The organism is Nocardia crassostreae, from assembly GCF_001613405.1.
GTDB lineage: Bacteria > Actinomycetota > Actinomycetes > Mycobacteriales > Mycobacteriaceae > Nocardia > Nocardia crassostreae.
The window spans coordinates 40,434-59,887 of record NZ_BDCH01000038.1 but is presented as its reverse complement, the minus strand read 5'-3'; the positions used below and the strand labels follow the sequence as shown (position 1 = coordinate 59,887).

Genomic DNA, 19,454 nt, shown 5'->3' with positions numbered 1-19,454 from the left:
TGCCAGGCCGATCACCCTCATTTCATATGCCGAGAACGCGAGCGCCGCACCACGTTCCCGTATCGTTTGAACGCGGTCCCCCCCGGTCAACTTTTAACAGGGTCTCGACCGCCACCTATCCGCGCATGAAAGAGGAGCTTGTGGCCCGCCGTCCCACCCCGCCCGGCACTCCCGAAGCCACCGGACTCGCCCACGTGGCCGATCTGGTTCGCACCGCCATCCCGCCGCTGCATCCGGCCGGTCTGCCGTTCGTCGCGGCGCCGCTGGCCGTCGCCGTGGTCGGCGTCCGGCGCAAGTGGATCCGCCGCACGGGACTGCTCGCGGCCGCGGCCTGCGCGGCCTTCTTCCGGCATCCGCACCGGGTGCCGCCGAACCGCCCCGGCGTGGTCGTGTCCCCCTCCGACGGTGAGGTCGCACTGGTCGACACCGCGGTGCCGCCCGCCGAGCTCGGGTTGGGCGATACGCCGCTGCCGCGCGTGAGCATCTTCCTGTCGGTGCTCGATGTGCACGTGCAGCGGGTGCCGGTGAGCGGCGCGGTGACGGAAATCGTCTACAAGAAGGGCGAATTCCGCTCCGCCGACCTGCCCGAGGCCAGCGACGCCAACGAGCGCAACACCATGGTGCTGGAGACCGAGGCCGGGCAGCGGCTGGCGGTCGTGCAGATCGCCGGACTGCTGGCGCGCCGGATCATCTGCGAGGCCAAGGTGGGCGACAAGCTCACCATCGGCGATACCTACGGCCTGATCCGGTTCGGGTCCCGCGTGGACACCTACTTCCCGGCCGGGACCAAGCTGCTCGTGTATCCCGGGCAGCGCACTATCGGCGGGGAAACGGTGCTGGCCGAACTGGATTCATGATGGAGCAACTCGCGCCCGCACCGGTCGTGCGCCGCCGGAACCGCACGGTCCGGCTGCTGCCCAGCATGGTCACCATTCTCGGGCTGTGCTCCGGGCTCTCGGCGGTCAAGTTCGCCATGGAGGGCAAGCTGGGGGTGGCGCTGGCCCTGATCGGCGCGGCCGCCATCTTCGACATGCTGGACGGCCGCATCGCCCGCATGCTGGATGCCACCACCAAGATGGGCGCGGAACTGGATTCGCTCTCCGACGCCATCGCCTTCGGCGTCGCGCCCGCGCTGGTGCTGTACGTGACCTATCTACACGCCGACAGCGTCGGCTGGATCGTCGCGCTCATGTTCGCGGTGTGCATGGTGTTACGGCTGGCCAGGTTCAACACGCTGCTCGACGACGACAATGTGCCGGATTGGCAGCACGAGTACTTCGTCGGCGTGCCCGCGCCCGCCGGGGCGCTCATCGTGCTGCTGCCCATCGCGCTGGGCGAGCAGTTCGGCGACGGCTGGTGGGTGAGCGTCGCGGCGGTCTCGGTGTGGACGGTGTTCACCGGACTGCTGTGCGTGAGCACGCTGCCGACGCAGGCCATCAAGGCCGTCTCGGTGGCGCCGCGGACCGCGCCGGTACTGCTGGTGCTGGTCGCGCTGGCCGCCGCGCTGCTGGTGACCTTCCCGCTGATTCTGATGATGGCGCTGGTGGCGCTCTACCTGGGGCATATTCCGTTCGCCGTGCGATCGGCCCGCTGGGTCGCCGCGCGCCCGGAGACCTGGCATCACAAGCCCGCCGAACGCCGCGCGCAGCGCCGGGCGCAGCGGCAGCGGCGACTGCCCCGGCCCATGGGCCGGGTGGGCCGGGTTTCCTCGGCCCGCCTGCGGTTGCGCCGCCCGGGCAGCAAGGTCTGAGAACGGCACGATCCACCTCATACCTCGCACCCCCCGGCGACGATTCCGACGCCGGGGGGTGCGAGGTTTTCAAGGTCGGGCCAGCAGTGCGCGACAGACGGCAGAATTGAACGCGTGCCTGAACTCGCGCTGACCGCTCGCCTCAATACGTCGGCCGCCGATGCCCGCAGGGGGCTGGTGCGGTTGCATCCGGAGGCGCTGACGGCGCTCGGGTTGCGCGAGTGGGACGGGATCGCGCTCATCGGCGCGCGCCGGACCGCCGCCGTGGTGGCGGTCGCGCCGCCCGGAACACCGGCCGGGATGGCGCTGCTCGATGATGTGACGCTGTCGAATGCCGGGGTGCGGGAGAACGCGAGCGTGGTGGTCATGCCCGCGACCGTCTATGGGGCACGGCAGATTTCGGTCACCGGATCGTCCTTGGCGACCGGCACCATTCCGGAGACCACGCTGCGGCAGGCGCTGCTGGGCAAGGTGGTGACGGTCGGCGACACGGTCTCGCTGCTACCGCGGGATCTGGGGCCCGGCACCAGCACCTCGGCTGCGACACAAGCCCTTTCGAAGACCTTCGGGATCGCCTGGACGACGGAGTTGCTCACCGTCACCGCCACCGATCCCACCCCCGGCCCGGTGAGTATCCAGCCCAATAGCGCCGTCGTGTGGGGCCCCGGAATCGCCGCGACCGACACGCCGCGTTCACTCATGGGCGATCTGGCCGCCCAGGCTCCGGACCGGCTCGACCGGCCGTCCACACCCGCGCCCATGTCGGCGGTGGCGGTGGCCGACCTCGCGGGTGTGCAAGCACAGGCCGCGAAGCTCACCGAATGGCTGAACCTGGCCCTGGACGAGCCCGAGCTGTTGAAAACCCTTGGCGCACCATCGCATCTGGGTGTGCTCATCACCGGCCCGGCGGGCGTCGGCAAGGCGACGCTGGCCCGCGCCGTCATCGGATCGCGGCGCTTGGTCGAGTTGGACGGCCCGTCGGTCGGCGCCGCCGAGAGCGGCACCCGCCTGCGCGAAGTGGGTATGGCGGTCTCCGAGATCTGTTCGGGCGCAGGTGGGATCCTGCTCATCACGGATATCGACGCCTTGCTGCCGGTCGACGCGGAGCCGGTCGCCACGCTCATTCTCGACCAGCTGCGGGCCGCGGTCGCGGCGCCCGCTGTCGCGGTCCTGGCAACCACCGCCCACCCCGCCTCCGTCGACGCGCGATTGCGCGCACCCGACCTGTGCGATCGCGAGGTGTCGCTCCCCCTGCCCACCGCCGGAGTACGGGCCGCCCTGCTCGAACAGCTCTTGCGCAAGGCCCCCGTGGACGGGCTCAAACTCGACGAGATCGCAGCCCGCACACCCGGATTCGTGGCCTCGGACCTAGCCGCACTGGTCCGCGAGGCGGCCCTGCGCGCAGCCTCCCGCGCCAGCCGCGAACACACCGAACCGGTGCTCACCCAGCCCGACCTGGTCGGAGCCCTGGAGGTAATCCGCCCCCTGTCACGTTCCGGTTCGGAGGAACTGGCCATCGGCAGCCTGAGCCTCGACGACGTCGGCGATATGAAGGAAACCAAGCAGGCCCTCACCGAAGCGGTGCTCTGGCCGCTCCGCCACCCGGACTCGTTCGCTCGCCTGGGCATCGACCCGCCGCGCGGCGTCCTGCTCTACGGACCGCCCGGCTGCGGCAAGACCTTCTTGGTGCGCGCTCTCGCGGGCACGGGTCAACTGAGCGTGCACGCCGTCAAAGGCGCCGAACTCATGGACAAATGGGTCGGCTCCTCCGAACGCGCCGTCCGCGAGCTGTTCCAGCGGGCCCTGGATTCCGCGCCGTCGCTGATCTTCCTGGACGAGGTGGACGCGCTGGCCCCCCGCCGCGGCCAGTCCAGCGATTCCGGCGTCAGCGACCGCGTGGTGGCGGCCCTGCTCACGGAGTTGGACGGTGTCGAGCCCCTACGCGATGTGGTCGTCGTGGGCGCAACCAACCGCCCCGACCTCATCGACCCCGCCTTGACCCGCCCCGGCCGCATGGAACGCCTCGTCTTCGTCCCCCCGCCGGATTCCGCCGCCCGCGCCGAAATCCTGCGCACGGCCGCCAAATCGGTCCCCCTCGCCAAGAACGTCAATCTGCGCAAACTGGCCGCCGAACTCGACGGCTACTCCGCCGCCGACTGCGCCGCCCTCCTCCGCGAAGCCGCCCTCGCAGCCATGCGCCGAGATGTGGACGCCGCCACCGTCACCGCCCAGGACATGGCCGCCGCCCGCACCACCGTCCGCCCCTCCCTGGACCCCGTCCAAGTGGAATCCCTCCGCCTCTACGCCGCCCAACGCGCCGCCTCCACCTGACTTCACACCCCTTCCCGTTGGTTCACACCCTCTATACGGGGTGTGCACCAACGACAGGGGGTGTGAACGCGGGGTTTTGCTGCCGGACCTGCGATTACAGACCGAGTGGTTCGTTTGCTGAATACGGTTAGCAAACCTCGCAACTCAGGCGAGTCGGACCGACCAGTCCGCGTTGTGGCGGTAGTTTCACCCAGGTGAGGGCGTATCAGGTAGCCATCGAGACCGTCACAGCGCTGGTCGCAACAACGGTTGCCGGCCTCTCGCTGGCTATGCCGATCGACTTCGGATGGACGTCGCAGACATCGGCGCTGCAATTGGATTTGCTGGCCTACAGTCTGCCGCGCGCCGTGGGGGCCGGGGTGTTGACGGCCATGATCATCGCGGTGCTCATCACCACCCTGGGCAGCATTGTGGTGGCGTGGGGGACGGCGCTGGGCGGGCTGCTGGTCTTGACCGCCAATCACGTTTTCGGGCACACCGCCGAGCCGCACGCGGCACTGACGACCATGAATTTCATCGATTCACTGGCCGGTGGCGTGGTGCTGGGCGCGCTGGGCGCGGCGGTACTGCACCACAAGCTGCCCGCCTTCGGGTGGACGCTGGGCGTGCTGATCAGCATTCTGCTGGGTTCGGTGAATCCGCTGCCGCATATCGGCGGCATTCTGGGACAAGACGTTCCGGACCAATGGCGAGCGACGGATATGCCGCCGCTGTGGATGATCGAGCTGGCGTTGGTGCTGGTGATCATCGGCACCCTGGCCAATCGGCATCGGCGGCCCGCGGAACGGCCCTCCATCGAATTGCCGCTCGCGCCGATCCTGGCCGGTGTGGTGCTGGTGCTGGTCACCCTGGCCAGCGCGGAATGGCTGGCCCGCCACGGTGACAGCCTCGCGGGCATCGGACTGGCGGTGGTGAGCGCCGTGGCGACAGGAATCATCGCGGCCATGCTCATGCCCGGCCGCGACGGCGAGCTGGCGCTGCTGGCGGTGGCCATCAGCGCGGTGGGTTCCTCGGCGCTCGCGGCGGAGGTGCCCGCCTGGTCGATTCCCATCGCGGTGGCGGTGGCCGTGCTCGGCATGTGGTACGGCACCCGCCGCGGCGCACCCATGGTCTGCCTGCTGTTGTTGCTGGTGCTGGGCTTGTTCACGGCCGTCACCGCGAATACCGACCGGGCGATCCTGATCATGGGCGGAACGGCCGCACTGGTGTGGCTGACCGGATACGGCCTGTACTCGGCCGCGCCGCGCTATGTGCCGAACCGCGTGCTGGGCACCATGATCCTGTTCATCCCGTCGGCGACGCTCGGCCTGCGCGACTACGTGGCGCGCGGGCACTACGCCATTCAGGACACCACCCAGGCGGCAGTGTGCACGGTGACCGCGCAGGACGCCTCCGCGCCCGCCTGGACCGCGGTACTGATCGTCATCGGCTGTTTGGCAGGCTTGCAGGTGCTGCGCAGCTGCCGTCCCGCAGCGAGCCCCGAGGACGGCGTGGCGGAGCAGTCCGACGAACCCGAATCCGGCGGCGGCCCAGAGAAAGAGGATTGAGCCCGCAGGCTCAGGCGTTCGCGGCCACTTCCACCCGCACGCCCTCGCGATCGGCGGCGAACCAGGTGCGATAGAAGGCCGTGATGTAGGCCGTCAGCAGCGTAATGATGACAAGCGCTGCGGGAACCGGATATTCCGCATACGCCACCGACAGGTAGCGATACGACAGCAGCAGCGCCGCCAACAGCACGGCCCCCGCCGCGACAAGCTGGATGCGCACCCGATCCCACCCGCGCTCCGGCTCCCGCAATGCGGACTCGATGGCCAGCAGCAGCACCACGCCCGCCACCAGATCCGCGCCGTAGTGGTAGCCGAAGCCGAGCGTCGCGCCCAACGTGGCGATGAGCCAGAACGTACCGCCCCAGCGCAGCCAGCGCGGCGCGGGATTCCCGTCGGCGTCGCGGCGGGAATGCACGAAGATCGACAGCGCCCACGCGGTGTGCAGGGACGGCATGCAGTTACGGGGTGCGAAGTCACCGAAGGGCAGTGCGCCCGGGGAGAAGTCGATGGGCGGCACGACGTTCGGCCAGTAGTCGCCTACCTGGAAGCCGAGTCCGGCGGATCCGTAGGCGAACATCGGCCCGACCACCGGGAAGATCACGTAGAAGATGGGGCCGATGAGTCCGACCACGAGGAAGGTGCGCACCAGGTAGTGGCTCGGCCATGTGCCGGTCTTCACGACATTGCGCAACTGCCAGATAGTCACGATCATCGCGCCCACCGGTAGTTCGATGTAGACCCAGTGCAGTACGTGGTAGAGCACCGGGCCGAAGAAGTCGACGACCTGGCCCATCAGCCACGACGGGTCGCCTAGGGCGTGGTCGACCAGTACGAGATGTTCATCGAGCATCTGTGGTCCGGCGAGGACGGTGACGAACAGCCAGACCTCGGCCACCTTGCTGGAGAGCACGAGCAGAATGCCCAGTGCGGCTGCGTGGAGGGCGTTGCTGCGCTCCTTGCCGTGCCAGCGCCACGCGGCGATGACGACGATCGCCGTCAGGACGATGACCGGGCCGTTGCCCAGGGCCAGTGGGCCGCCGAGCAGGGTTCGGACCACTTGGTAGGAGATGTCGATGGCCGCGGCGGCGCCTGCGGCGATGAATCGGCGGCGCCACGACAAACCGATGAGCGCTAGGCCTAGGCCCGCCCAGGGGACCGTCACCGATCGGGGAGTTCCCGTGTAATCGAGCCACAAGCTCTCGACCGGGCCCAGAAAACCGTTGCGGGAGGCGACTATCTGAAGGGCAATGAGCAGCACCGGAACAGCGGCCAGCACGGCGGCGATCCGAATGCGCCTCGACGGCATCCGACCCCCACGTGCCCCACCGCTGAGTTCGGAACGCGGACCGTCGAGCAACACCCAGCCATAGTAAACGTCATGTGAACGCAACCCCCGCAGCCAGGCAAACAATGGGGGCGGAGCTGGGTGAACACGTCCCGGTCAGGGCATTGTCGGTGCTGGCCAGGGCATACGGCGTACGCAGGTGGGAGTAGCCAAGATCACACTGTGGGCGCGGGATGGGGGAGAGGGTGGGTCTGATCAGGAACGCTCGTGGCTGAGCGGATTCCCTTCGAACCCGTTCGCAGACCCGCGATCTCACCCCACTACCCCCAGCAATCCCTACTGATCGAGTTCCTTGACCAGTGAGTCCACCACCGCCACCAAATCCCCCTGAGCCGCAGCCGCCACCTTGCGCTGCCTCTGATAGCTCGCGCCCTTCTTGGGGATCTCCGCCACCAACGCCAGCTCCGCCTCGCAGCCCAGGCTCTTGGCGGTCGGCTCCAACCGGTTCAACAGATTGTTCAGATCATCCGTCACAAGCCGCTCATTACTGTCGGCATCCGTAATGATGATCGCGTCCAGCCCATACCGAGCCGCCCGCCACTTGTTTTCCTGCACGTGCCACGGCGGAATCGAAGGCATGGTCTCCCCCGCTTCCACCCGCCGATCCAGGTCCACGATCAAACAGTGGATCAATGCCACGATCGCCGATAGCTCAGTGCGAGTCGGCGTCCCATCGCAAACCCGGACCTCGATGGTCCCCCACTTAGGCGCGGGCCGAATATCCCAGTGCATCCCCCCGAGTTGTTCGAACACACCGGTTTTCATCTGATCGTGCGCGAAACTCTCGAACTGTGACCAGTTTTCGAACTGGAACGGCAACCCCGCCGTAGGCAGCTGCTGGAACATCAGCGCCCGATTGCTCGCATACCCCGTATCCACCCCCGCCCACATCGGCGATGACGCCGACAACGCCAGCAGATGCGGATAAGACAGCAGGAACGTATTCAGGATCGGAAAGACCTTCTCCGGATGCGAAACCCCCACGTGCACATGCACACCCCAGATCAGCATCTGCCGCCCCCACCACTGCGTCCGCTCTATCAGCTCGTCGTAGTGCGCACTGCGCGTCAGCTGCTGCCTGGACCACTGCGCGAACGGGTGCGTCCCCGCGCAGAACAGATCCACCCCCAGCGGATCCGCCGCCCGCCGCACCTGATCCATGGTCCCGTGCAGCTCATCCACCACCTCGGACACCGTGTCGTGCTTGCCCGACACGATCTCCACGGTATTCCGCAGCAACTCCTTGGTGATCTGCGGCGTCCCATCCCACGCCCGCAGATCCCCGCAGGCTTCGAAAACCGCTGCGGCGGTATTGGACAGGTCGCGCGTCACTTTGTCGACGAGCGCGACTTCCCATTCCACGCCGAGCGTGGGCCGGAGCGAACTATTGAAGGGTACCTTCATATTGCCTGCCCCGGCCGTGGCTCACCTCGGATTATGCGACGACGCCGCAGGCAACCCGCGCGCCCGAGTCGCCGGTCGCCTTGGTGTCGGCGTCCGGCCCGGTGGCGCCGCCGGGCTGGGTGTAGCGGCTGGGAATATTGCCGAAGTTGTCCGCACCCGCGTGGATCATCAGGGCCTTGCCCTTGATGTCTTCGAGAGTGACCTTGTCGGTGGTGGTGGTCAGCTTGGCGGTGCCGTCGGAGCGCACCTCGAGGGAGGTCAGGTCGCCGCTGGCCGGATGCGCGTTCTGGTCGCCGACCTGCAGGTGGCCGCCCGCGGAGAGGAAGTCGCCGGGCGCGCCGCCGCTGGGGGCGGTGGAGTTCGGCTCACACTTGCCGAACTGGTGGAAGTGCAGGCCGTGGAAGCCGGGGGTGAGGCCGTGGGCCTCGATGGCGATCTCCAGGTGGTCGCCGACCTTGCCGATGGTGGCGGTGCCGACGGTTTCGCCGTTGGAGTTCTTCAGCGTCGCGCTGGTGGATTCGGTGGGCGGGTTCTGCATGCCGCCACCGCCGCCACCGCCGTGGCCGCCCCCGTGCCCGGTTTCCAGACCGGCCGGAGCGGGCGAGCTGGTGAACACCGGCGGGGTCGTCCCCTTGACGTCACTCGATTCCTGGCTGTTGGTGCAGCCTGCGAGGCCGAGGACCGCGACCGCAAGCACCGGGGTCACAGTCCGCCAGGACGGGCGACGAGTTGTGGACGGGGCCATAGGGGAACTCCTTTACGAGTACCGAGTTTACGAGTACGACTAGGGGCACATGGTTGGTACCGGACAAGATCATGCCAGAGGCAGCACCTCGTCTCGCGCAGGGGCTGTCCGAGTTGTTCAGTTACCGGTCACGATGACGATGACGCCGGCGGGTGAGTCCGCGATTCCCGGGAAACGCGGTTCCGCGCTGACGCCCAGTTCTTCGGCGATGGCCAGGGCCGCCGCCTTCTCACTGGCCGAACTGCCGTAGTACACAGTTGTTTTCGGAATCACACCATTGGCGTAGTTGCCGGTTTCGGCGATGGTCCAGCCGCTGGCGGTGAGTTCTCCGGCGGTCTTGGCCGCCAGTCCCGCGACGGTGCTGTTGTTGTAAACCCTTACGGGAACCGATTTGTCGGCCGCGGCGGCGGGCGTGGTCGGCGGCGCGGTGGTGACCGGCGGGGTCGTGGTGACCGGCGGGGTGACGACGACCGGCGGCAGTGATGATGAAAGTCCCGGCGCCAGAGTGACACCCGGCACAGTGCTGCTGCTGGCGGCGGTGTCGGTCTCGACGCCCTCGGAATCCGAACTCGACAGCGACATGGTGCCGATGCCCGCGAACACGATGGCCAGGGCGATCAGGACCATGGCCAGGGCCCGCAGCGGCGGGCCGCCGGACGGCGAATTCGGGTTGCTCACGATGCCGAGCCTAGTAGTTCGACGGTGTTCACACCTGGAACCCGAGACGGCGTGCGGCTCTGGTCTTCTGCCGACTGGCGCGCAGGCGGCGCAGGCGGCGCAGGCGCTTCACCAGCATGGGGTCGGCGGCCAGCGCTTCGGGCTTGTCGACGACGGCATTGAGGACCTGGTAGTAGCGGGTGGGCGACAGGTCGAACAGTTCCCGGATGGCTTCTTCCTTGGCGTCGGCGTACTTCCACCATTTGCGCTCGAAGTCCAGAATGTCGAGTTCCCGACGGGAAAGTCCGTGCGCGCCATCCTCGTCGGGGGCGGCTGGTTTTTCCTCGCTTGCGGAAATGTTCCGTGCCGCTGCGCTGTCCATAGTGCTCCCTCGCCGAGTGGTCACCAGACGAATATGGTGCTTGTGCGTCGCCGATCATTCAACCACGCGGCGGAGACTTCCGAATGCGTACCTCTCGGCGTGTTTCGGCGATCAACACCCGGCGTGTCGCGCTTCCTCGACGGTCCACCCTGTGGGTAGCCCAGGGCAATCCAGGCAGCAGAACGCAGGCAAGGTTCGCGGCCGTCTCGTTCTGGACTGAGCGGAGGGAGGGAAGAACGAGACCAAGGGGCCGCGAACCCCGCCGGAGCGAAGCGGAGGCAAATAGGCACAGTAGGCTCTTCGACATGGCTATTCTCCCGATCGTCATCGTCGGCGACCCGGTTCTGCACAATCCGACCAACAAGGTCACGCAGACACCCGAGGAACTGGCCGAGCTGATCGCGGACATGTACGAAACCCTCGACGAGGCCAATGGTGTCGGCCTGGCCGCCAACCAGGTCGGCGTACCGCTGCGGCTGTTCGTCTACGACTGCCCCGACGAGGGCCCGGACGGCAGCATGGTGCGCCGCCGCGGCGAGGTCATCAATCCGGTGCTGGAGACCTCGCCGATCCCGGAGACCATGCCGGATCCGGATGACGACGAGGAGGGCTGCCTGTCCGTACCGGGCGAGCAGTACCCCACCGGCCGGGCCGATTGGGCCAAGGTCACCGGCACCGACGAGCGGGGCGAACCGGTCGAGATCGAGGGCAAGGGCTTCTTCGCCCGCATGCTGCAGCACGAGGTCGGACATCTGGACGGCTTCCTCTACGTGGACGTGCTGATCGGCCGCAATGCCCGCGCCGCCAAGAAGGCCATCAAGCGCAATGGCTGGGGTCAGCCGGGTTTGAGCTGGGTGCCGGGCACGGTGCCGGACCCCTTCGGCCACGACGACTGAGCCGAGACGCCCGCCGCCACCGTGGACAGCGCCCGCGGCCTGCCACCGAATTCCGCAGACTTCCCACCGCTCGGACGCCGGGTGGTGGTGCGCTATCGGCTGCCCGAGGGCTATCCACAGCCGCTCACCGATGTGATCGGCGAACTCGTGGACACCGACCCGCTCACCGTGCACACCGCGGACGGCCAGGTGGTGTCGATCGCCCTGGACCGGGTGGTGGCGTGGAAAGAGCTCGGCCCCAGGCCGATTCGCAACAGTGAGATCCGCGCCCTGGAGGCCGCGGCCGCCGACGGCTGGCCCGGCCTGCAGCGCTCGTGGATCGACGGCTGGCTGCTGCGCGCCGGGAACGGGTACACCAATCGCGCGAATTCCGCTGTGCCGCTGGGCGGTTCGGATGGTCCGGCGCTGGCGTCCACGGAAACCCTGCACCGCATCGGCGAGTGGTACACCGCGCACGGCCTGCCGCTGCGGCTCCTGCTGCCCGACCGGCTCGCCCCCGTACCCGCAGGATGGCAGCGCTGGAACGAAACCCTGGTCCTCGCAGTCAATCTCGAGAATGTGACGCTGCCGGAGGGGCCGCCGATGGTGCGGTTCGCCGAGGCCCCGGACGGCGGTTGGCTCTCGGTGCACCGCCATCGCGGCGGCGATTCGGATGTCTCGCCCATGCCCGATGTGGAGGTGCTGACCGCGGTGTGCGATGGCGAAGTCGCCTTCGCCGCACTGGGATTGCCCACTCCCCTGGCCGTCGGCCGGATCGCTGTCACCACCGCCCCCGACGGCCGCACCTGGGCGGGCCTGACCTGCGTGGCCGTCACCTCCGGCCATCGGCGGCGCGGGCTGGGCGCACTGGTGTGCGCCGAGATGCTGCGCTGGGGCCGGGCCCGCGGCGCGACCCACGCCTATGTGCAGGTGGAGGATGGCAATGAGGCGGCCCTGACGTTGTACCGGGAGATGGGCTTCGTGGACCATCACCGGTATCGCTACGCGGCGCCGTAGCCTCCGCTGTTCCACGCCCGACAATCGATCAGTCTCGAAAGGTTTACCGTGCGGCTCGCAACCTGGAACGTGAATTCGATTCGCTCCCGTGTGGATCGGGTGATCTCCTGGCTGGACCGATCCGATATCGACGTCCTGGCCATGCAGGAAACCAAGCGCAAGGACGAGCAGTTCCCCTTCGAAGCCTTCGAAGCCGCCGGATACGAAGTCGCCCATGTAGGCCACAGCCAGTGGAACGGCGTGGCCATTGCCTCGCGCGTCGGCCTGGAGAATGTCGAGATCGGTTTCCCGCACCAGCCCGGCTTCGACAAGAACGCCGGTGAGGCCCTGCTGAGCACTCCCGTCGTCGAAGCGCGCGCGCTGGGCGCGACCTGCGGCGGCGTGCGGGTGTGGAGCCTGTACGTCCCGAACGGCCGCGCCCTGGACGACCCGCACTTCGAATACAAACTGGAATGGCTTGCCGCCCTGCGCAATGCGGGCGTCGAATGGCTGACCGCCAACCCGCACGGGCAGATCGCTCTGGTGGGCGACTGGAATATCGCCCCAACCGATGCCGATGTCTGGTCACCGGAATTCTTCGTCGGCAAGACACACACCTCGGAGCAGGAACGCGACGCCTTCGAGGCCATGACCGAAGCCGGATTCTCGGACGTGATGCGCCCCTTCCACCCCGGCCCGGGCGTCTACACCTACTGGGACTACACGCAGCTGCGCTTCCCCCGTAAGGAGGGCATGCGCATCGATTTCATTCTCGGCTCCCCCACCCTCGCGGCCCGCGTCACCGACGCCAATGTGGACCGCGAGGAGCGAAAGGGCAAGGGCGCCAGTGATCATGCGCCCGTCGTGGCGGAACTCGCGGACTAGCTACACCGGACGCGTTTTTATCGCGTCCCTGGATATGAACACGTCGTAAGTGCCCGGCGTGGCGATGACCGCATTGCCGTACGCCGAGCGCACGAACGGTTTGGTGAACCAGGTTTCCTTCTTCATATCGTCAAAAAACTCCCCGTCACCACCATTGAGGAAGATGTGGTTCTGGGTGGTGGCCACGCCGTCCAGCCGCTGCCCGTAAATCCTGGTGATCTTGTACCCGGAGTTGAAGCCGAGCGCGTTCACCCACGGCTCCAGCTCGACGATATTGGCCTGCAGCACCCACATATCGCCCTGGATCTGATACTTCAGATGCTGCTCGTCGTGCTCCTTGTCCCCGAACAGGGTGAGCTCCACATCCATCATGTGTTCTTGTCCCGCAATGGGAGTCGCCACGATGTGGGCAGCCTTCACCTCCCCGGTGAGGCCGAGGAAGGTTTGCAGCAGCGTGGTGACCCAGAGGATCACCACCGCGACCAGAATCAGCGAGATGGCGCCCGCGCCGCGCCCGGCGAGCACCTTGAATCCCACCTTGCGCGCTTTGAAGATCGCGGTCACCAGCAGTGCCACCGCCGCGACGGCGAGCACCACCAATAGGACCTGGATCCAGCCGAAAGTCACCGGGAAGACCATGCGGTAGTTGTACCCGCAAGTGCCGACACAACACAGCAGGTCAACCGCAAAAAGCGCGTGTCCCGCCGGACGTGCCGCAACACGCCGGGCGGGACACGCGCTGAAGCCGTGTCAGAACGACCGCGTCAGAACGCGGCCTCCTCCAGCTTCATGATGTCGTTGTCGATGTTCTCCACCACCGCGCGCACACCGGTGATGAGCGGCAGCTTGTTCTTGGCGAACCAGGAGGCGACGGCGATCTTGCCGGTGTAGAAGTTCTTGTCCTTCTCCGCCGCGCCCGCGTCCAGCGCGTTCTGGGCGATGACGGCCTGCTCCAGCAGTCGCCAGGAGATGACGAGATCGCCCACGGCGTACAGGAATCGGACCGAGCCCAGCCCGACCTTGTAGATCTCCTCCACATTCTGCTGCGAGGCCATCAGGTAGCCGGTGAGCGCGGCCGCCATGGCCTGCACATCGGCCAGCGCGGTGCCGAGCAGCCCCCGCTCCACCTTGAACGCGTCCGGACCGCTCTCCACGAAGGTGTTGATGAGCCCGGCGACGTGTCCGAGCGCCACGCCCTTGTCGCGAATGATCTTGCGGAAGAAGAAGTCCTGCGCCTGGATGGCGGTGGTGCCCTCGTACAGCGAGTCGATCTTGCAGTCGCGGATGTACTGCTCGATCGGGTAGTCCTGCAGGTAGCCCGAACCACCCAGGGTCTGCAGCGATTCGGTCAGGTTCTCGTAGGCGCGATCGGAACCGCAGCCCTTGACGATCGGCAGCAGCAGATCATTGACCCGCTCGGCCAGGTCGGCGTCCACTCCGAAGTTGGCCGCGGCCACATCGGCGTTCTGGTAGGCCGCGCAGTACAGATACAGCGCACGCAGGCCCTCGGCGTAGGCCTTCTGCTGCGCCAGCGAGCGGCGCACGTCCGGGTGGTGGGTGATGGTGACGCGCGGCGCCGACTTGTCGGTCATCTGGGTCAGGTCCGCGCCCTGCACGCGCTGCTTGGCGTATTCGAGGGCGTTCAGGTAACCGGTGGACAGCGAGCCGGTGGCCTTGGTGCCGACCATCATTCGCGCGTTCTCGATGACCTTGAACATCTGCGCGATGCCATTGTGCACCTCGCCGACCAGGTAGCCGATGGCGGGCTTGGCGCCGCCGAAGGTGATCTCACAGGTGGGCGAGGACTTGATGCCCATCTTGTGCTCGACGCCGGTCACGTAGGCGCCGTTGCGCTCGCCGATCTCCATGGTCTCGGAGTCGAAGAGGTACTTCGGCACGGCGAACAGCGACAGGCCCTTGGTGCCCGGTCCCGCGCCCTCGGGGCGGGCCAGCACCAGGTGGATGATGTTGTCGGCGGTATCGCCGACATCGCCGCCGGAGATGAAGCGCTTGACGCCGTCGATGTGCCAGTCGCCATTGGGCTGCTGGGTGGCCTTGGTGCGGCCCATGCCGACATCGGAGCCCGCGTCGGGCTCGGTGAGCACCATGGTGCCGCCCCAGCGGTTCTCCCAGGCGTGCGCGGCCCAGCGCTTCTGCTCGTCGGTGCCCTGCTCGAACAGCACCTTGTGCATGAGCGGGCCCGTATTGAAGAAGGAGGCCGAGTTGTTGGCGGCCACGATCATTTCCTGGATGGCCCAGATGAGCGCGTTGGGCGCGTTGACGCCGCCCATTTCCTCCGGCATGCCGAGGCCGGAGTAACCGGCCTCGTTGACCGCGGCGACGGTCTTCTTCAGCAGCGGCGGGACGCTGATGCTGAAGGTGGCCGGATCGAATTCGACGGGGGTGCGGTCACCTTCGACGAACGAGGCGGCGATCGGTCCCTCGGCGAGGCGCAGGGCCTCGGTGAGCATGTCGCGCGCGGTCTCGGAATCGAGATCGCCGTAGGCGCCCTGATCCAGCAGTGCGCCGATTCCCAGTACTTCGAACAAGTTGAACTCGATGTCACGCAGGTTCGCCTTGTAATGGGACACGGACTGGCCTCCTAGCCGAAGTTGTGTTGATCAAACTGAAGGCTGCCGTACGCTTGTCCGGCTACGCAACCGTAGGCGGAAGTGCCCCCGGTCACGCACAGGACTTCTGCGCCCTGGCAGCGCAAACAGCGGAATTCCGGGTGCACGTGCACACCCGGATCCTGATGTCACGCGCTCGGGCGAGCGGCGCGGCCGTAGAGTTCGCGGGCCTGTGCGGGCGTCACCGTGACCGGGTTGTCCGGGATTCCCGCTTCAAGGTGTTCGCGCAGGAAGCGTCCGGTCATGGGGCCGATGGCATTGCGGGCCACCAGGGCCAGGCGGCGGTCACTCCTCAGGGTGGCCATGGCGATTCGCATGGCGGGGCGGTAGGCGGCGTCCAGGATGCCGGGCTGGTCGAAGCCGCCGGTTTCGCGCATCCATTTCGGCAGGGTGGCGATGGCGGCGGGGGCGGCCAGGCGGCTGCCCGCCCAGAGGCGCGGGCCCTTCTCCCTGGGGGTGAACAGCAGGTAGTGCATGCCGCGGTGGGCGCGTTCGGAGGAGGAGAGCGTGGGACGCATCCGGGCGAAGTATTCGCGGACCTCGGTGCGTGAGGTGGGGACGTCGGCGGGTTTGCAGGTCTGGAGTTCTGCGGCGATGACGCATTCGGCCCAGTACTGCTTTTCCTCGGCGGGCGTCAGCGGGCCGGGGCCGTACATCTCGTAGCACTTGAGCACCGAATGCCAGCCGGTGACGTGGATCCACAGCTGGGAGTCGGGATTGTTGGCGCTGTAGCGCTTTCCGCTGATGGGCTCGATGCCGGTGGCCTTGGCGTGCACCTGCATCAGATGTTCGGACGCTTCGATGGCCATGCGGCTGTCGGCGACGGCCGCGATGAGGAAGTAGGCGAAGGTGTGGTCGAGCCGCCCGCGCGGATCGGTGTAGATGCCGCCGACATCGGCGACGGCGGCGGTGAGCGCGGGATCGAAGTGCTCGAGAACCACCGCGCGCTGGAAGCCGATGAGCGCGGTGGGCGAGGTCCAGACCTTCCAGGTGGGCGAGTCCGGCCCGAAGAAGCCGTAGTCGATTTGCCGGATGGTGCGAGCCGGGGCGTCGAACTGGGGACGCGTCGAAGCGTTCGTCATCGTGCTGCTCCTTTGCAGTGTCGATGGCATAGGTGTTTCTTGCGGTTTCACCTATTCATTCACGAATGTAGCATTTGTCAGTCGTTCATGGCGTAAGCCCCGGCCAGGCCCCTGACCTGTGTCAACACGCGGTTGAAGCGAGCCTGATCGGCAACCGGGCGGCGCACGAGATCGAGCGCGCGGGTCTGCTGCGCCTTGGTGGCCGACGGCTTGCCGTGCAGGGTGACCGCGTGCCCGGAGGTCTCGCGCACGAACAGGTCGAAGATCTGGTCCAGCACGGTGGGATCGGCGCCCTCGATCTCGGCCTGCTCGAGAATGAGCTGGGCATACGGGATCACCGTGAACAGCTCGCCGATGCCGAACAGGAAGTCCACATCCCGCTGCTGTTCGGCGGTCGGGGTGGCGACGGCGAGCAGGGTTTGCAGCGCCTGCACCTGCTCCAGGAAGACCGCCACATTCGGAATGTGCGAGAAGCGCTCGAACACCGGTCGCCAGTCCTCGAAGCGAATCCGGCCCAGACCGCTGCTGGGGCCCTGCCGGAACAGGAATTCGTCATCGGCGCTGTCGCGGCGCACCGGCACGGGAGCGTATGCGGCACTGGCGAATTCGCTCTTCAACTTGGGCACGGCCCGGCTCGCGGGCCGAGCGGCGCGGCGGCTGGTCCAGCTCAGCGCCTCCGAGACCGCGCGCACGGCGGGCTTGGGCGCGACGCCCGCGCCGGGCAGGTACCGCAGCGCGGCCAAACCGGCATCGGCGGGATGGAACATGTAGTTGGGCATGAACTTCAGCGACAGCGCCATATTCACGTGCACCGCGCCCTCCAGGCGCGGCAGGCCGAACATGGGCGGCAGCGCCATGGCGAAGTAGGTGTCGTTCTCGAAGCCGCGCGCGGCGATGACATCGGCGAGATCCTCGAACAGCTGCTGGCCGTTGCGCGTGACCGACATCTTCTCGATGGCATTGAACAGCAGATAGCGGCGGTCCTCCGGGCTCGCCGGCGCATGTAGTCGATGGCCCGCTCGCTGTAGAGCTTCATGGCCAGCAGCCGCGCGTAGCTGTCCGCCAGCAGCGATTTCACCTGCGGGAACTCGGTCACCCGGTGCCCGAACAGCTTCCGGTTCTCGGCATGGGTCACCGATTCGTACATGGCGTGCTCGCACGCGCCGATGGAGCCGAAGCCGAGATTGAACTTGCCGACGTTCACGGTGTTCATGGCGGCGTCGAAGGCCGCGCGCCCGGTGTGCAGGATGTCAGCTTCGGCGACCGGGTACTTGTCGAGATCGAAGGCGGCGACGTACATCTGGGAGTCGATGACGTTCTTGCGCAGTTTGTAGTTCTTGTGCCGGGAGTCCGCGGCGAAGAACAGATAGCCGGAGTACTCCTCCTCGGTCATCTGCCGCAGGAAGTCGGCGCTGTCGATAATGGGCTTGTCGGCGCGGCGGCCGAAGACCGAGACCATGGCGGCCTGATTGCCATTGCCGATGTAGTACTTGCCGCCGCTGGCGGTGAAACCGCCGCGCGCCTTGGGTTCGAGGACCATATCGGTGGAGTAGACGTCCGCGCCGTGCGCCTGTTCGGACAGCCCGAAGGCGAAGATCTCCCCGGAGTCCAGCAGGGTCGCCGCGCGCGCCTTGGCCTCGGCATTGGGGCTCTGCCAGATCGGGCCGAGACCGAGAATCGTGACCTGCCAGACGTACCAGTACTGCATGCCGTAGAAGCCGAGGATCTTGCTCATCATGGCGATGCGCGCGGTGTCCCAGCGCTTGTTCGGATCGCCGTTGGCCTGGGCGGCGGGGGTGAGGAAGGTGGCGAAAACCCGCTCGCTCTTCACGAAGTCGAGGAATTCCGAGTACCAGATCCGATCGCGGGCGTCGGCCAGCAGCCGCTCCTTGCCGCGGGTCTCGAACCAGTTGACGGTGGCGCGCAGCAGGCGGCGGGTCTCCGGGTCGGATTCGGTGAATTCACAGGTCTTCGGATTGAAGAGGGTCTCGGTCATCTCGTCTTCCTCGGGCAGGGCGGCGGTATGCGTCGGGGGCTTTCCTTCGTGAATGTAGCATTTTTGTTCACAAATATAGGAAATGATCTTGCAACCGCCCCGGACCTGCCGTTCCGGCCTCCGGCCACGCTGCTATCGTCGGTGCCCATGGGCTCCGAATCGGCGGTACGACCCCGCCAGCGCGCGCGGCATCTCGGGCCGGAACGCCGCCGCCCGCAGGTGCTCGACACCGCGCTCACCATTGCCGCCGAGGACGGCATCGCCGCGGTCACCATCGCGGCCGTCGCTGATCGCATGAAGGTGACGCGGCCGGTGGTCTACGCCTGCTTCGCCGATCGGGTGGAACTCATCGACGCGCTCATCCAGCGCGAAGAGGCCTTCATGATCAGCGGAATCCTGGAGGCCCTGCCGCGCCGCCGCGTGGAGGCCGACGAGGCGGTCTTCGTGGAGGGCTTCCGCGCACTGCTGCACACCGCCACCGCGCGCCCCGACTCCTGGCGGCTGCTGTACGGGAATCCCGATCCGGCCGTGGCGAAGTCGTTCGGCCGGGGCCGCGAACTGGCCGTCGAACGCTGCACCCGGCGGCTGCGCCCGACCCTGCGCGCCTGGGGCACCGCGGATGCCGAACGCAAGCTGCCGGTGCTGGTCGAGCTGTGGGTGTCGGCGGGCGAGGGCGCGGTGCGCACCATGCTCAGCGAGCCGGGCGACTGGACGCCCGACACCCTGGGCGAATTCGTCGGCGCCGCCGTGTATCGCGCATTGCGGCACGCCTGAGCGGCAGGGCGTGCGGTTTGCTCAGCAAAACCGCCGTCTCCTCGGCAACTTGATG

General features: G+C 67.3%; 16 protein-coding genes and 1 pseudogene. 8 read left to right on the top strand and 9 right to left on the bottom strand.

All coding sequences use genetic code 11. The annotated features are described in order from the left end of the window. Positions 1-140: 140 nt before the first annotated feature. The 4 genes from NC4_RS33965 to NC4_RS33950 all read left to right on the top strand — a co-directional run bounded on the left by NC4_RS33965 (position 141) and on the right by NC4_RS33950 (position 5,628). Positions 141-857, top strand: coding sequence for a phosphatidylserine decarboxylase (locus tag NC4_RS33965; RefSeq protein WP_067547114.1), 717 nt, complete (start codon positions 141-143; stop codon positions 855-857). After that, the gene (gene pssA, locus NC4_RS33960) at positions 854-1,750 is read left to right on the top strand and encodes a CDP-diacylglycerol--serine O-phosphatidyltransferase (RefSeq protein ID WP_439957581.1); all 897 of its coding nucleotides are present in this window, start codon (positions 854-856) and stop codon (positions 1,748-1,750) included. Before NC4_RS33965 ends, pssA begins: the two co-directional genes overlap by 4 nt. Positions 1,751-1,864: 114 nt before the next feature. Continuing rightward, the gene (locus NC4_RS33955) at positions 1,865-4,081 is read left to right on the top strand and encodes an AAA family ATPase (RefSeq protein WP_067547036.1); all 2,217 of its coding nucleotides are present in this window, start codon (positions 1,865-1,867) and stop codon (positions 4,079-4,081) included. A 194-nt stretch (positions 4,082-4,275) separates the two neighbouring features. Beyond that, positions 4,276-5,628: a hypothetical protein gene (locus NC4_RS33950; protein ID WP_157555389.1), complete on the top strand. Its 1,353-nt coding sequence runs from the start codon at positions 4,276-4,278 to the stop codon at positions 5,626-5,628. Positions 5,629-5,638: 10 nt separating this feature from the next. Here NC4_RS33950 and NC4_RS33945 read toward each other — a convergent pair whose 3' ends face one another. The 5 genes from NC4_RS33945 to napA form a co-directional block, all read right to left on the bottom strand. Beyond that, on the bottom strand, positions 5,639-6,934 hold the full coding sequence (locus NC4_RS33945; RefSeq protein ID WP_067547030.1) for a phosphatase PAP2 family protein: 1,296 nt from the start codon (positions 6,932-6,934) through the stop codon (positions 5,639-5,641). 315 nt (positions 6,935-7,249) lie between these two features. Further along, positions 7,250-8,377 carry a glutamate--cysteine ligase gene (locus NC4_RS33940; RefSeq protein WP_067547027.1) on the bottom strand — a complete coding sequence of 376 codons (1,128 nt, stop codon included), beginning with the start codon at positions 8,375-8,377 and terminating at the stop codon, positions 7,250-7,252. Between the two features lie 31 nt (positions 8,378-8,408). Next, the gene (sodC, locus tag NC4_RS33935) at positions 8,409-9,122 is read right to left on the bottom strand and encodes a superoxide dismutase[Cu-Zn] (RefSeq protein ID WP_067547024.1); all 714 of its coding nucleotides are present in this window, start codon (positions 9,120-9,122) and stop codon (positions 8,409-8,411) included. Positions 9,123-9,239: 117 nt separating this feature from the next. After that, positions 9,240-9,800: a LytR C-terminal domain-containing protein gene (locus tag NC4_RS33930; RefSeq protein ID WP_067547021.1), complete on the bottom strand. Its 561-nt coding sequence runs from the start codon at positions 9,798-9,800 to the stop codon at positions 9,240-9,242. A 28-nt stretch (positions 9,801-9,828) separates the two neighbouring features. Continuing rightward, the gene (gene napA, locus NC4_RS33925; RefSeq protein ID WP_067547018.1) at positions 9,829-10,161 is read right to left on the bottom strand and encodes a nucleoid-associated protein NapA; all 333 of its coding nucleotides are present in this window, start codon (positions 10,159-10,161) and stop codon (positions 9,829-9,831) included. A gap of 305 nt (positions 10,162-10,466) precedes the next feature. On the opposite strand from napA, the gene NC4_RS33920 reads away from it, so the two are divergent. From NC4_RS33920 to NC4_RS33910, 3 genes are read left to right on the top strand one after another with little or no spacing between them, the layout of a single operon-like run. Then, positions 10,467-11,057, top strand: a complete 591-nt coding sequence (locus NC4_RS33920) for a peptide deformylase (protein ID WP_067547015.1) — start codon at positions 10,467-10,469, stop codon at positions 11,055-11,057. 39 nt (positions 11,058-11,096) lie between these two features. After that, the gene (locus NC4_RS33915; RefSeq protein ID WP_067547111.1) at positions 11,097-12,053 is read left to right on the top strand and encodes an N-acetylglutamate synthase, CG3035 family; all 957 of its coding nucleotides are present in this window, start codon (positions 11,097-11,099) and stop codon (positions 12,051-12,053) included. Positions 12,054-12,101: 48 nt separating this feature from the next. Further along, positions 12,102-12,917 (top strand): exodeoxyribonuclease III, encoded by an 816-nt coding sequence (locus NC4_RS33910; protein ID WP_067547012.1) that lies wholly within the window; start codon positions 12,102-12,104, stop codon positions 12,915-12,917. Here the strand turns inward: NC4_RS33910 and NC4_RS33905 are convergent, their stop codons facing one another. The 4 genes and pseudogenes from NC4_RS33905 to NC4_RS33890 form a co-directional block, all read right to left on the bottom strand. Beyond that, positions 12,918-13,556: a hypothetical protein gene (locus NC4_RS33905; protein WP_067547009.1), complete on the bottom strand. Its 639-nt coding sequence runs from the start codon at positions 13,554-13,556 to the stop codon at positions 12,918-12,920. Positions 13,557-13,681: 125 nt separating this feature from the next. Next, the gene (locus NC4_RS33900) at positions 13,682-15,508 is read right to left on the bottom strand and encodes an acyl-CoA dehydrogenase (RefSeq protein ID WP_067547007.1); all 1,827 of its coding nucleotides are present in this window, start codon (positions 15,506-15,508) and stop codon (positions 13,682-13,684) included. Positions 15,509-15,675: 167 nt separating this feature from the next. Further along, positions 15,676-16,629, bottom strand: a complete 954-nt coding sequence (locus NC4_RS33895) for an oxygenase MpaB family protein (protein WP_067547003.1) — start codon at positions 16,627-16,629, stop codon at positions 15,676-15,678. Positions 16,630-16,706: 77 nt separating this feature from the next. Then, positions 16,707-18,625: pseudogene (locus NC4_RS33890) on the bottom strand (acyl-CoA dehydrogenase family protein). A 147-nt stretch (positions 18,626-18,772) separates the two neighbouring features. Between NC4_RS33890 and NC4_RS33885 the strand changes: the two are divergent. Further along, complete coding sequence (locus tag NC4_RS33885) at positions 18,773-19,399, top strand: TetR/AcrR family transcriptional regulator (protein ID WP_067547000.1); 627 nt, start codon at positions 18,773-18,775, stop codon at positions 19,397-19,399. Positions 19,400-19,454 lie beyond the last annotated feature (55 nt).